Source organism: Streptomyces sp. 1114.5 (assembly GCF_003635085.1).
GTDB lineage: Bacteria > Actinomycetota > Actinomycetes > Streptomycetales > Streptomycetaceae > Kitasatospora.
Genome location: NZ_RBXE01000001.1, coordinates 335,033 through 348,259, shown reverse-complemented (window position 1 = coordinate 348,259; position 13,227 = coordinate 335,033). Strand labels below are relative to the sequence as shown.

The 13,227-nt window shown below is 71.8% G+C and carries 13 protein-coding genes; 4 read left to right on the top strand and 9 right to left on the bottom strand.

Annotated features, from left to right (window positions below; all coding sequences use genetic code 11):
• Positions 1-269 precede the first annotated feature (269 nt).
• The 3 genes from BX285_RS01445 to BX285_RS01435 all read left to right on the top strand — a co-directional run bounded on the left by BX285_RS01445 (position 270) and on the right by BX285_RS01435 (position 4,837).
• A complete protein-coding gene (locus BX285_RS01445) occupies positions 270-1,580 on the top strand; it encodes an extracellular solute-binding protein (RefSeq protein WP_121174253.1) in 1,311 nt (436 codons plus the stop codon).
• Between the two features lie 205 nt (positions 1,581-1,785).
• Positions 1,786-2,844, top strand: a complete 1,059-nt coding sequence (locus BX285_RS01440; RefSeq protein WP_121174252.1) for an SIS domain-containing protein — start codon at positions 1,786-1,788, stop codon at positions 2,842-2,844.
• Between the two features lie 472 nt (positions 2,845-3,316).
• Positions 3,317-4,837, top strand: coding sequence for a sensor histidine kinase (locus tag BX285_RS01435; protein ID WP_257032422.1), 1,521 nt, complete (start codon positions 3,317-3,319; stop codon positions 4,835-4,837).
• Between the two features lie 487 nt (positions 4,838-5,324).
• Here BX285_RS01435 and BX285_RS01430 read toward each other — a convergent pair whose 3' ends face one another.
• Positions 5,325-5,576, bottom strand: a complete 252-nt coding sequence (locus BX285_RS01430; protein ID WP_014138019.1) for a WhiB family transcriptional regulator — start codon at positions 5,574-5,576, stop codon at positions 5,325-5,327.
• A gap of 367 nt (positions 5,577-5,943) precedes the next feature.
• Complete coding sequence (locus tag BX285_RS01425; protein ID WP_097236288.1) at positions 5,944-6,915, bottom strand: diacylglycerol kinase family protein; 972 nt, start codon at positions 6,913-6,915, stop codon at positions 5,944-5,946.
• Between the two features lie 50 nt (positions 6,916-6,965).
• Here BX285_RS01425 and BX285_RS01420 point away from each other — a divergent pair, with 50 nt between their 5' ends.
• Complete coding sequence (locus BX285_RS01420) at positions 6,966-7,394, top strand: hypothetical protein (protein ID WP_097236287.1); 429 nt, start codon at positions 6,966-6,968, stop codon at positions 7,392-7,394.
• A gap of 75 nt (positions 7,395-7,469) precedes the next feature.
• On the opposite strand, the gene BX285_RS01415 is transcribed toward BX285_RS01420, so the two are convergent.
• The 7 genes from BX285_RS01415 to BX285_RS01385 form a co-directional block, all read right to left on the bottom strand.
• Complete coding sequence (locus tag BX285_RS01415) at positions 7,470-8,477, bottom strand: RNA polymerase sigma factor SigF (protein ID WP_257032421.1); 1,008 nt, start codon at positions 8,475-8,477, stop codon at positions 7,470-7,472.
• Positions 8,478-8,657: 180 nt separating this feature from the next.
• Positions 8,658-9,068, bottom strand: a complete 411-nt coding sequence (locus BX285_RS01410; RefSeq protein WP_097236285.1) for an anti-sigma regulatory factor — start codon at positions 9,066-9,068, stop codon at positions 8,658-8,660.
• A 209-nt stretch (positions 9,069-9,277) separates the two neighbouring features.
• Positions 9,278-9,751 carry a GNAT family N-acetyltransferase gene (locus BX285_RS01405; RefSeq protein ID WP_097236284.1) on the bottom strand — a complete coding sequence of 158 codons (474 nt, stop codon included), beginning with the start codon at positions 9,749-9,751 and terminating at the stop codon, positions 9,278-9,280.
• A 10-nt stretch (positions 9,752-9,761) separates the two neighbouring features.
• Positions 9,762-10,145 carry a nuclear transport factor 2 family protein gene (locus BX285_RS01400; protein WP_097236283.1) on the bottom strand — a complete coding sequence of 128 codons (384 nt, stop codon included), beginning with the start codon at positions 10,143-10,145 and terminating at the stop codon, positions 9,762-9,764.
• Between the two features lie 110 nt (positions 10,146-10,255).
• Positions 10,256-11,248: an ABC transporter substrate-binding protein gene (locus tag BX285_RS01395; RefSeq protein WP_121174251.1), complete on the bottom strand. Its 993-nt coding sequence runs from the start codon at positions 11,246-11,248 to the stop codon at positions 10,256-10,258.
• Between the two features lie 17 nt (positions 11,249-11,265).
• The gene (locus BX285_RS01390) at positions 11,266-12,081 is read right to left on the bottom strand and encodes an ABC transporter ATP-binding protein (RefSeq protein ID WP_121174250.1); all 816 of its coding nucleotides are present in this window, start codon (positions 12,079-12,081) and stop codon (positions 11,266-11,268) included.
• Complete coding sequence (locus BX285_RS01385) at positions 12,078-13,133, bottom strand: iron ABC transporter permease (protein WP_259470401.1); 1,056 nt, start codon at positions 13,131-13,133, stop codon at positions 12,078-12,080. Before BX285_RS01385 ends, BX285_RS01390 begins: the two co-directional genes overlap by 4 nt.
• Positions 13,134-13,227: the final 94 nt, after the last annotated feature.

Sequence of the window (13,227 nt, the reverse complement as noted above, 5' to 3'; positions counted from 1 at the left end):
TGACGGGCCCGTTTGCTTTTCCCCGCCATTTCCCGGAATTTGCCCGGCGGATTTCCGGAATGACCGTGCTCCATCAAACCAACCCGGAATCCGCCCGAATTCCCACCCAGGGTGATGGCCCGGCGACGGATCGCCATGCGGTGACAACGGCTCTGCAACGGCCGTGCTGACAAGGGGTGTTGGCCGTTGACATCACATTTGGTCTAGGCCAAAGTCCACTCCATCCCTGCAGCACCACCCTTGGCTCTAGCACCCCGGAGAATGACGTGATGAAGCGTCAGCTCATGTCCGCGTTCGGTATCACCGCCCTGGCGGTCGGCCTCACCGCCTGCTCCTCGACCGGCTCGCCCTCGGCCGACGACAAGAGCGCCGCCGCTGATCCGAAGGCGGCCCGCGGCACCGTCACCGTCTGGCTCATGGACGACGCCCAGAAGAACTGGCCCGACCTGGTCCAGCGGGTCAACGACGAGTTCGCGGCGAAGTACCCGAACGTCACCCTCAAGCTCTCCTACCAGGGTTGGGCCGACAAGGTCGGCAGGCTGGACAAGGCGATCGCCGACGGCACCGCCCCCGACGTGGTCGAACTGGGCAACACCGAGACCATGAAGTACGTGCTCTCCGGCGCGCTCGCCCCGGTGGACCGCACCACCTTCGACAACTCCGACAGCTGGATCAAGGCGCTCGCCAACACCTGTACGTACCAGGACAAGCTCTGGTGCGTGCCCTACTACGCCGGCGCCCGGGTCGCGATCTACAACTCCTCGGCCTTCCAACAGGCCACCGGCAGCGCCGAGTTCCCCAAGACCGAGAACGACCTGCTGGCCGCCCTGGACAAGATCGCGGACAGGAACAAGGCGGACCGGACCTACTCGCCGCTCTACCTGCCCGGTCCGTACTGGTACGCCGCGATGAGCTACGTGGCCGCGTACGGCGGCAGCATCGCCAAGTTCGACAGCGCCGGCAACTGGCACGGCACCCTGCACGACCCCAAGTCCCAGGAGGGCATCGGCCACTTCGCCGACCTGGTGCGCAAGTACAACAAGGGCGACCTGGCGGTGAACGAGCAGAACCAGTTCGAGTCGATGGCCCGCGGGCACGCCGCGTCCTTCTACGGCAACGGCTACGAGGCGGCCAGCGTGACCGCGCCGGTCACCGGTGACGCGAGCCTCAAGGACGCCGTCAAGGTGGCCACCATGCCCGGCCCGGACGGCAAGCCGCTGCCGACCTTCATCGGCGGCTCCGACCTCGCCGTCACCGCCAAGTCCCCGTCGGTGGCGCTCGCGATCGACTGGGTCCGGATGTTCACCGGCACCAAGTCCGAGCAGGCGCTGGCCGACAAGGACATCCTGCCGAACAACCTCACCCAGCTGAACCCGCTGAAGAGCAAGCCGACCACCGCCGCGGCGGCCAACGCCGTCCCGGACGCCTGGTTCACCCCGCTGGCCCCCGGCTGGGGCGCGGTCGAGAAGCAGAAGATCATCCCGGACATGCTGACCGCGATCCTCAAGGGCAAGTCGGTGGACCAGGCCACCAAGGAGGCCGACGCCGCGATCGACCAGCTGATCAACAAGGCGTCCTGACCCGCCAGTCGGCGCCCGTCACCGCCCGCCGCCACCTCCGGGAGGCCGCGGCGGGCGGTGACGGGCGCAGGTGCCCGGAGGCGGGCGTCACCGTAGGATTGCCGGACGAAGAACCGCAGCGAGTGTGCGGACTCGCCGCCGTGGAGATCCCCCGCCGGGCAGCCGCCCGGGCGGGGTCGACCCATCTCATCGGAGGCAGACCCGTATGTCCGACCCGCAGACCGCTTCCGTCCCCGGCCGGATCATGGCGGCGGAGATGGCCGAGCAGCCGGCCGTCCTCCAGCGCATCCTCGACGAGGGTGCCCCGAAGATCCGTGACATCGCGGCCGAGATCGCCGCCCGCAACCCGCGCTTCGTCCTGCTCACCGGGCGCGGCACGTCCGACAACGCCGCGCTGTACGCCAAGTACCTGGTCGAGATCCTGCTCGGCAAGCCGGCCGGCCTGACCTCGATGTCCACCACCACCGCGTACGGGGCCAAGCCGGACCTCACCGACGTCCTGGTGATCACCGTCAGCCAGTCCGGCGGCTCGCCGGACCTGGTGGCCTCCACCAAGGCCGCCCGCGAGGCCGGCGCCATCACCCTCGCGGTCACCAACAACGCCGACTCGCCGCTGGCCGAGGTCTCCGAGTTCCACATCGACGTGCTGGCCGGCCCGGAGAAGGCGCTGCCCGCCACCAAGACCTACACCGCCGAGCTGCTGGCGCTCTACCTGCTGGTCGAGGGCCTGCGCGGTGGGGACGGCTCGGCCGCCAAGGGGCTGCCGGGCCTGGCCGCCGGCGTACTGGCCCGGCAGGCCGAGGTGAAGGCGCTGGCCGAGCGCTACCGCTTCGCCCAGCGCCTGGTCATCACCTCGCGCGGCTACGGCTACCCGACCGCCCGGGAGGCCGCGCTGAAGCTGATGGAGACCACCTACATCCCGGCCAGCCCGTTCTCCGGCGCGGACCTGCTGCACGGCCCGCTGGCGATGGTGGACAACGTCTCGCCGGTGATCGCGATCGTCCCGGACGGCAAGGGCGGCGAGGCCCTGCAGCCCGTGCTGGACCGACTGCGCGGGCGCGGCGCGGACCTGGTGGTGGTCGGCCAGCAGGCGCAGGTGGACGCCGCCTCGGCGGGCTTCGCGCTCCCGGAGGGCGTACCCGAGGAGGTGCAGCCGATCCTGGAGATCCTGCCGCTGCAGCTGCTGGCGTACGAGGTCACCATCGCCCGCGGCCAGGACCCGGACGCCCCGCGCGCCCTGGCCAAGGTGACCGAGACACGTTAGTCGCCCGCACGCCTCCGGGGCGCTCGGGGCGGGAGTCGCCCGTGACAGCCGACCGGGATTCGGACCGGCCCCGTCCACAGCCTGTGGACGGGGCCGGTCCGCTGAGCGGCGGAACATGGTTCGGGGGCCACCGGACCGGGGCCGGAAAGCACTACGGGCCACGGCGCCGACACGGGACCCTCAACCCATGCGGCACCGCAGCCCGGAGCTGTCGTCGGGCGCCGGAGTCGATCGAGGACTGTGCGGGGTCCTCGCTCGTCGGCGTCCGACCGAGGAAAGGCCGCGCGCGGTCAGGGCAGTTGCGCGGGGGCCTCTCCTTGGTGCTCTTTCATTGTGGACTAGACCAATCTGGGTTGTCCAGGCCGCTCGGCACATTGGTCTAAACAACTCCTCCGCGTCGCGAGCCCTGCACGCCCGGTCCGCCCACCGGTCCGCCGCGCCCCGCCCGGACCGGCGGCGCTACTCTCGCCATGTGCCCTCGCTGAACGAACTCGTCCGCCGCCACACCACCCTCACCGGGGCCGACGTGGAATGGCTCCACATGCTGGTCTCGGAGTGGCAGCTGCTCTCCGACCTCTCCTTCGCCGACCTGGTGCTGTGGATCCCCACCTGGGACGGCATCCGCTACGTCTCGGTGGCGCAGATGCGGCCCAACACCGGGCCCACCTCCTACCAGGACGACATGGTCGGCCACCTCGTCCCGCGCGGCCGCCGCCCGCTGCTGGACGCCGCCTTCGACGAGGGTCGGATCGTGCGCGAGGGCGACCCGGAGTGGCGCGAGGAGGTCCCGGTCCGGGTCGAGTCGATCCCGGTCCGCCGCGAGGGCAAGGTGCTCGGGGTGATCGCCCGCAACACCAACCTGCTGACCGTCCGCACCCCCAGCCGGCTGGAGCTCACCTACCTGCAGAGCGCCTCCGACCTGGCCCAGATGATCGCCGCCGGCAGCTTCCCCTTCCCCGGGCACGAGCAGATCGACATGGACGCCGCCCCCCGGGTCGGCGACGGCCTGATCCGGGTGGACGCGGACGGCATCGTCACCTACGCCAGCCCCAACGCCCTCTCCGCCTACCACCGCCTCGGCTTCACCTCCGACCTGGTCGGCAGCCACCTCGGCCGCGCCACCGCCGACCTCGCCCCGCCCTCCCGGGCCGCCGTCCACGAGGCGCTGGTGAAGCTGGCCAGCGGCTGGGCGCCGCGGCAGACCGAGGTGGAGGCGCAGGGGGGAGTGGTGACCCTGCGGGCGATCCCGCTCAAGCCCAAGGGCACCCTGACCGGTTCGCTGGTGCTCTGCCGCGACGTCACCGAGCTGCGCCGCCGCGACCGCGAGCTGATGACCAAGGACGCGACCATCCGGGAGATCCACCACCGGGTGAAGAACAACCTGCAGACCGTCGCGGCCCTGCTGCGGCTGCAGTCCCGCCGGATGGAGTCGGAGTCCGGGCGGGCCGCGCTGGACGAGGCGGTGCGCCGGGTCGGCTCGATCGCCATCGTGCACGAGACGCTCTCCCAGGCGCTGGACGAGCAGGTGGCCTTCGACGAGATCGCCGACCGGGTGCTGGCGATGGTGATGGAGCTGTCCCAGGACGGCCGGGTGGCGACCCGCCGCAGCGGCAGCTTCGGCATCCTGTCCGCCGAGGTGGCCACCCCGCTGTCGATGGTGCTGACCGAGCTGCTGCAGAACGCGCTGGAGCACGCCTTCGGCCCGACCGCCTCCGGGAACCTTGAGGTCAGCGCGCTGCGCGGCCGGGCCCCGGCGACCGGCATGGGCTGGTCGGACAGCTGGAACGGCGGCGCCAAGCCGGAGGAGTACCTGCTGATCACGGTGCAGGACGACGGCCGCGGCATGCCGGAGGGGTTCGACCCGCAGACGGCGGGGAACCTCGGACTCCAGATCGTCCGGACGCTGGCCACCGGTGAGCTGGGCGGCACCTTCGACATGGTGGCCGGCCCGAACGGCGGCACGAAGGTCGTTCTGGAGATCCCGGTCCGCTGAGTCCGGGGGCCGCCGGGTCCGGCCGGCCGAGCCCGATGAGATTCCGCTGAGAATTCGTTGCGTTCCGGCGCGCGGTGGGGGCGCGCACCCGGCCGACGCGCCGGGTCCGCACTGCGCGCGCTCGCGCGCCCAGGGGTGCGGGGAGGGTGCAGAAACAGAAACGAGGCCCTGTCGACCGGGGGGGGTGGGTCGACAGGGCCTCTCAACCCGTTCCGGCCGTCGGGGGGAGTCGGCCGGAACGGGGGCTCTGGGTGGTGCGACACCTCGCCGGTGCGTTGCACACGGTGAGCGCCACAGCTCCACGATATTGCTCTAAGTGAACAGTATCAAGTGGCTGGACGGGTCCGGTGTCGCGGGACCTGCCTGGGCAAGGTCCTTTGTGCGGAAGGCTTCACCAGGAGATGCAGGGAAGCCTTTGATCATGTGTCGATCGGTACTGCGATCACTGCTGGTTCACTACTGGTGCTACGCCGTGTGATCAGCGTGCTCAGGCGGTGCGGGCGCGGTTGCGGGCGGCACGGCGCTTCATCGCGCGACGCTCGTCCTCGCTCATGCCGCCCCAGACGCCGGCGTCCTGGCCGGTCTCCAGAGCCCACTGGAGGCACTGCTCCATGACCGGACAACGGCGGCACACGGCCTTGGCTTCCTCGATCTGCAGCAGAGCAGGACCGGTGTTCCCGATCGGGAAGAACAGCTCCGGGTCCTCTTCGCGGCAGACAGCGCGGTGGCGCCAGTCCATGGTCGTCCAACTCCTCCTGCCGACGGGGGTGGCCCGGCGGCACAATCGATGGCTTGTGAATGTGAACGCTTTCACGAATCCCGCAACAGCAAAAGAGACCAAAGGCCTACCGGGCCCGGGTGGTCTGTGCTAGGGGGGATTCGGCGATTCGAGGGACACCCCGCGGTCGGTGCTCCTGTGGTTCCGGAGTCGCCGTCGCTGCGATGTGTCCCGATCGCCATGTAGAGGTTCGCAAACCTCGGGCTCGGATACAACCCCCTTCGGGGAGGAATTTTTGATTCTTCGGTGTCGCCTAGCTCACAGCCAGTACTTCTATGGAGTGAAGGGGGCTTGTGCGTTCGAGAAGAAGGGCGAACCCCACTTCCGGTCACACAATCACACGCAGTGCCCGCCGTACGCCTGTGAAACTGACGCGACTCCTGTCTCCAAGGTGGTCCCCGTCCACCTGGAACGGGGTGGGTTCCTCTGAAACCAAGGTGAAGTGTCTGACGTCGTGATAGGAGACGACGTGCTTCCCGGAGGGCCCGGCGGGCGGGGCGCCATCGCCCGAAGGCGTGTGCGACCGCAGGATCTGACGGATCGTTCGAGCCGTACCGAACGCCGTCATCCGGGTGATGCCGAAGACATCGAGGTCCGTGTCGAAGGAGGCGAGCGGTGAGGGGTAGACCGGACGGTTGCCGAGGAACGTCCACGGCGAGGTGTTGCTGACTATCGACAGGACCAGCCCCGGAACGGCCCCGTGGCCCGGCAGCTCAAGGGAGACCGGGCCGGAGCGGCGCTGCTCACGCTGGGTGAGGTAGTGCCGGACCGCCTGCTGGACGTAGAGGGCGTGGGTGGACTTGCGCCCGGCCCGGCGCTGCGCCTCGACCCGGCCCACCACTCCGGCGTCGAAGCCCAGGCCGGCGGTGAAGGTGAACCAGCGGTCCGGTAGCCCGTCGGTCATCGCCTTGCCCAGCCCGATCGGGCGCTCCCGGCCGTGGTCCAGTGCGTCCAGCAGGGCGCCGGTGGCCTCCACCGGGTCGTTGGGCAGGCCCAGCGCGCGGGCGAACACATTGGTCGAACCGCCCGGCACCACGGCCAGTCGCGGGACCTTCTCGCCCGGGCCGTGCGCCAGCAGCCCGTTCACCACCTCGTTGACGGTGCCGTCGCCGCCCAGTGCCACCACCAGGTCGACCGTGCCGTCCTCCGCCGCCTGGCGGGCCAGGTCGCGCGCGTGGCCCCGGTACTGCGTCTCGGCGACGTCCAGCTTGAGGTCGCTGCGCAGGGCGTGGATCAGGACGTCCCTGGTCCGGCCACTGGTGGTGGTGGCCTTGTGGTTCACGACCAGGAGAGCGCGCATGGGGAAAGCCTACGGGGCGGTACGGACCAACCGGCGGCTACCCTGCTGGAGTGACCGCAGAAACCTCCGCACCCGTACCCGCGGCCGGCTCCGGCCGTCCGGCGTCCCTGACCCTGGGCGCCGCCATCACCGCCCTGGAGGGCGCCGCGCTGGCCGTCGTCGGCGTCTGGGACATGGTGGCCGCGCTGTCCGGCCAGTCCAAGCAGCTGGCTCTGAACGAGTTCGGCGGCCTGGTCATCGTGCTGCTCGGCGTGCTGCCGGTGCTGGCCGCCCGTGCCCTGCTGAAGGAGCGGCGCTGGGGCCGCAGCCCGGCGGTGCTGACCAACTCGATCTGCCTGCCGGTCGCGTACTACATGGTCGAGAACGGCGGCCCGATGATCGCCGTCGGCGTGCTGGTCGGCGTGCTCGGGCTGGTGGGCATCGGCGCCCTGCTGAACCCGAGGTCGACGGCGGCCCTGTACGCGCCCGCCGGGGACTGAGCACACCGAACGGACCGAGCACACGGAACGGCCGCCCAGCGGGAAGCTGAGCGGCCGTCAGTGCTCACTCCTCGCTCACTCCTCCACCAGGAGCTTCTCCCGCAGCTGGGCCAAGGTCCGGGCGAGCAGCCGGGACACGTGCATCTGGGAGATCCCCACCTCGGCGGCGATCTGCGACTGGGTCATGTTGCGGAAGAACCGCAGCACCAGGATCTTCTGCTCCCGGGGCGGCAGTTGGGCCAGCAGCGGCTTGAGCGACTCGCGGTACTCGACGCCCTCCAGCGCCTCGTCGGTGGCGCCCAGGGTGTCCGCGACGGCCGGCGACTCGTCGTCGCTGTCCGGCACGTCCAGGGACAGCGTGGAGTACGCGTTGGCGGACTCCAGGCCCTCCAGGACGTCCTCCTCGGAGATCCCCAGGTGCTCGGCCAGCTCGTGCACCGTGGGGGAGCGGCCGTGCCGCTGGGAGAGCTCGCTGGTCGCCGTGGTGAGTGACAGCCGCAGCTCCTGCAGCCGGCGCGGCACGCGCACCGCCCAGCCCTTGTCGCGGAAGTGCCGCTTGATCTCCCCGACGATGGTCGGCGTCGCGTAGGTGGAGAACTCGACCCCGCGCTCGTGGTCGAAGCGGTCCACCGACTTGATCAGGCCGATGGTGGCGACCTGGGTCAGGTCGTCCAGCGGCTCGCCCCGGTTGCGGAAGCGCCGGGCCAGGTGCTCGACCAGCGGGATGTGCATCCGCACCAGCTGGTTGCGCAGCTCGACCCGCTCCGGGGAGCCCTCGGGCAGCGCGGACAGCCGGACGAACAGCGCGCGGGCGGCCTCCCGGTCCGGGGCGCCGGTGCGGTGCGAGACCTGGGCGGGCACGGCGCCGTGCGGTTCCGTGTCGCCGGGCCCGGCCGCCTCGTTCGCCGGCTCCGGCGGGGGCGCGGAGTCGGGCGTCGGCTCGGACGTCGGCTCGGTCGGGTGGCTCATCCGGTGGGCGTCCTTCGGGTGCGCTTCGTCGTTGGCGGCGAGGCCGGGAACGCTCGCCTGGGTCGGTACGGCAGGTCCCGCCGTCGCGAGGCCGGTACGGTCCAGATCACTCACGGCCATTCCCCCGTTCCGTTCCGGGAGCACCGGGGCCGGTGGCCCCGGAATCGTCTCGTTGGTCGTACCGCGCGGGGCGGTACCGGGAGCCGTCCGCCGGGCCCCGGACGGGGAGCGGCGGACGGCCCTTGCGCGGGTGCTGCTCGGTGCTGCGCGGTCCGTGCGGTGGGGTGCGGCGCCCTAGTGGGCGGCGGACCCACCGCGCTTCTTGTGCAGGCTGATCGACACGGTCTTGTCGTCGCCGACCGAGGAGTCGACCTCCCCCGCCAGCGCGGAGAGCACCGTCCAGGCGAAGGTGTCCCGTTCGGGAGCCTTGCCGTCGGTGGTCGGGGCGGCGACGGTGACCTTCAAGGAGTCGCCCACCAGCCGGAATTCGCAGGACAGTACGGAGCCCGGAACCGCCTGCTGGAGCAGGATGGCGCAGGCCTCGTCGACCGCGATCCGCAGGTCCTCGATCTCGTCGAGGGTGAAGTCCAACCGGGCCGCCAACCCGGCCGTCGCTGTTCGCAGGACGGAGAGGTAGGCCCCCGCTGCAGGGAGCCGGACCTCCACGAAATCCTGAACACCGAGATCGCCGTCGATCTGGGACACCCTTGCCTCCTGGGTGGCGCGCTGTGCTTGCTTGGTACCCCGCTGGTTACCGCTCTTGCTGCCCCCGGTTCGGGGTTACTCATGGTAAGGCATTGCGACGCAGGGTGGCAGACCCTTTTGCGGACTCCGTCGGTCCGTTCCGGCCCGCCGGTCGGATTGCCACCGGCGGTCGGGTCGCCCACGTGGTCGCGTCGCCACCGGCGGTCGGTTCAGCTGCCGGCGGCGGTGAGCGCGTCGCCGGTGAGACGGTAGACGGTCCACTCGTCCATCGGCACCGCACCGAGGGACTTGTAGAAGTCGATCGAGGGCTGGTTCCAGTCCAGGACCGACCACTCCACCCGGGAGTAGCCGCGCTCGACGGCGATCCGGGCGAGCTCCAGCAGCAGGGCCTTGCCGTGGCCGCCGCCGCGCGCCTCCGGGCGGACGTACAGGTCCTCCAGGTAGACCCCGTGGGAGCCGCGCCAGGTCGAGAAGTTGAGGAACCAGACCGCGAAGCCGACCGGCTCGCCGGTGGCGTCGTCCTCGGCGATCAGGCCGAACACCGCCGGGGCGGCGCCGAACAGCGCCTCGTGCAGCTGCTCCTCCGTGGCCACCGCCTCGTGCGGGGCCCGCTCGTACTCCGCGAGCTCGCGGATCATGGCGTGGATGACGGGGACGTCGGTGGCGACGGCGGTGCGGATCATGCCTGCGAGCCTACTGCTCGGGCCCGGGCTCGTCCCAGGCCTGGACGGAAGTCTGGTCGACGATCCGCCCGTCCCGCAGGTCGGCCATCGAGGCCGTCAGCACCCGGACGCCGTCCGGGTAGCGACAGGACTCCAGGAAGGCCACGTGCTCGCCCTGGACGACCACCTGTTCCAGCTTGTGGGTCATCTCGCGGCCGTAGACGTCGTCGAGCATGGCGCCGATCTCCTCCAGCCCGTGCATCACCAGGGGGTGGCTGGGCTGGGTCTTGCGGTCGACCACGCGCAGTTCCGCGTCCTCCGCGTAGAGCGCCAGCAGGACCTCGGCGTCGCAGCGCTCGATGCCCTCGCGCAGCGCGCGGGTGTCGAAGGCGACGGGGGCCGCCATGGTGGTCATGATTCGCTCCTCCGGTCGGGTTCCGTCGGCTCGTACCTTGAGCGTACGCCCGGCGCCGCCGACCGGAGGAGGGGCCTGTCCGGGGCCTGTCCGAGCCCGATCCGGGCCGGTCAGCGGGCCGGGACGGTGCGCAGGTAGTCGGCCAGGGCGCCGATCGCGGCGGGGTTGCGCGGGCTCTCCACCAGGTCGACGTAGTCCAGGACGAAGATCCGGTCGTTCCTGATCGCGGAGACGTTCGCCAGCGGCGGGAAGGACCTGAGGAACTTCCGCTTCTCCTCGGCGCCCGGGGTCGCGTAGTCGTTGATCACGATCACCTCGGGGTCGCTCTGCACCACGCTCTCCCAGCCGGCCGTCACCCAGGTGTCGGCCAGCTCGCCCATGATGTTGGTCCCGCCGGCCTTGGCGATGATCTGGTTCGCGGCGGCGAACTTCCCGGCGGTGTACGGCTTGTCCTGCCCGCTGTCGTACAGGAAGACGGACGGGCGCTGCTCGGGCTGCGGGACGGCGGCGATCCGGGCCCTGGAGTCGGCGATCAGCCGGTCGGCGCGGTCCCGGACGTCGAAGATCTCGCCGAGGTTGGCGAGGTCGGTGTAGAGCGCCTCCAGCGGGTCCATCACACCGCGCTCGGTGCCCTTGCCGCTGCGGCAGGACTCGCTCAGCACGTACGAGTCGATGCCGAGCGCCCGGAACGCCTGCGGGGTGACGCCGCTGCCCTCGTCGAAGCCGTAGTGCCAGCCGGCGAAGACCAGGTCGGCCTTGGCGTCCAGCGCGATCTCCTTGGTGAGCCGCTGCTTGGAGAGCCAGGCCGTCTGCTGGTAGCCGTCCTTCCAGGGCACCCGGTCGATCTTGCCCTTGTCGTCGGGCATGACGTACCCGGCCATCCGGTCGGCGAGGCCGAGGGAGAGCATCAGCTCGGTGATGTTGACGTCGTTGGTGACCACCCGGGCGGGCTTCTGCGGGAAGGTCAGCTGCTCGCCGCAGTTCCGCACGGTCACCGGGTAGTGGGCGGAGCCGGCGGCGGCCTCCTTCGGGGCGATCTCGGCGCCGCAGGCGGTCAGTCCGAGGGTGAGCAGGGCGGCGGTGGCAACGGCCTTGGTGCGCACGTGGGTTCCTTCCGGGGTCAGGTGAGGCGGTCGAACAGCAGCTGGAGGGCGCCGGTCCCCGGGTGCCGGACCGGGGTGGCGCGGACGCCGAACACCTCGGCCAGCAGGGCGGGTTGCAGCACCTCCGCGGGCGGGCCCGAGGCGACGAGCCGGCCGGCCCGCAGCACGTACAGCAGGTCGCAGTGGCCGGCCGCCAGGTTGAGGTCGTGCAGCGCAGTGAGCACCGTCGGGCCGGCCTCGCGGGCCAGCGCCAGCACCTCCAACTGGTGGGCGATGTCGAGGTGGTTGGTGGGTTCGTCGAGCACCAGCAGGCGCGGCTCCTGGACGAGGGCACGGGCGAACAGCACCCGCTGCTTCTCGCCCCCGGACAGGCTCAGGAAGCCCCGGTCGGCGAGGTGGCCGGCCCGGACCTTGCGCAGGGCCTCGGCGCAGCGCTCCCGGTCCCGGTCGGTGGGGGCGCCGAACCCGCGCCGGTGCGGCAGCCGGCCCATGGCGACCACCTCGGCCACCGTGAAGTCGAACTCGGCGGAGTGCTCCTGGGTCAGTGCGGCCACCCGCCGGGCCGTCTCGCGGGCGGTGAGGGCGTGCAGGTCGTCGCCGTCCAGCCGGACGGTGCCGCCGGCCGGCCGCAGCACCCGGTAGACGCAGCGCAGCAGGGTCGACTTGCCGCTGCCGTTCGGCCCGATCAGCCCGACCACCCGGCCGGCGGCGGCCCGCAGGCTCACCTCGTGGACCAGCCGGGCGCCGGCCAGCTGCACCGAGACGGCGTCGACGGCGAGCTCCTGGGCCGGCGTCGGGCGGGTCGGGTCGTCCGCGGGGACCGGCCCGGTCATCGTCCGGCTCCGAAGGCCTGGCCGCGGCGGCGCATCATCAGCAGGAAGACGGGCACGCCGAGCACGGCGGTGAACACCCCGACGGGCAGTTCGGCGGGTGCCAGCAGGGTGCGGGAGGCGATGTCAACCCAGACCAGCAGCAGCGCCCCGGCGAGCGGCGCGACCAGCAGCACCCGGCGGTGCCCGGCGCCGACCAGCATCCGGGCCAGGTGCGGCACCAGCAGCCCGACGAAGCCGATCGCCCCGCTGACCGCGACCACCGTGCCGGTGACGGCGGCGGTCACCACGAACAGCTCGCGGCGCAGCCGGTCCGGGTCCACGCCGAGCGAGGCGGAGGTCTCGTCGCCCATCGCGAGCGCGTCCAACCGCCCGGCGGCGCACGCCAGATGGGCGAGACCGGCCAGTACGGTGAGGGCGGCGATCGGCACCGAGCCCCAGGTGGCGCCGCCGAGGCTGCCGAGCAGCCACATCATGGCGTCCCGGGCGGCCTCGCCGCGGTCGGCGGCGAAGACCATCAGGGTGGTGGCGGCGGAGAAGCCGTAGGACAGGGCGGTGCCGGTGAGCACCAGGCGCAGCGGGGTGAGCCCGAACGCGGTGCGGGCGGCGAGGTAGACCAGGGCCATGGCGGCCAGCGCCGAGCCGAAGGCGGAGACGGAGACCGCCCACACGCCGAGCGAGGCGAAGGCGCCGAACAGCAGGACGGCGTTGGCGCCGACGGCCGCGCCGGAGGAGATGCCGAGCACGAACGGGTCGGCGAGCGCGTTGCGCACCAGCGCCTGGACGGCGACGCCGCAGGCGGCCAGCCCGGCGCCGACCACGGCGGCCAGCACGGTGCGCGGCAGCCGGATCTCCCAGACGATGGCGTACGCGGCCGCCTCCTCGGCCTCCAGCCGACCGCCCGTCAGCCCGGCGCCGAGCAGCCGCAGGACGCGGGGGAGCCCGATCCCGGAGGAGCCGAAGGCGACCCCGCAGACCAGCGAGAGCAGCAGGGCGGCGGCGAGGCCGACGGCCAGCGGGAGCGTGGGTGTTCGGCGAACAAGCGGGTCGTTCACTGCGGGTCGCGCCTTGCCTCGGGCCGGGGTGCGCCGGGGCGGGCGCCGGCCGCGGGCGTGCCGGGGCGCCGTTCCCCTCGCAGTCCGCGGCGAG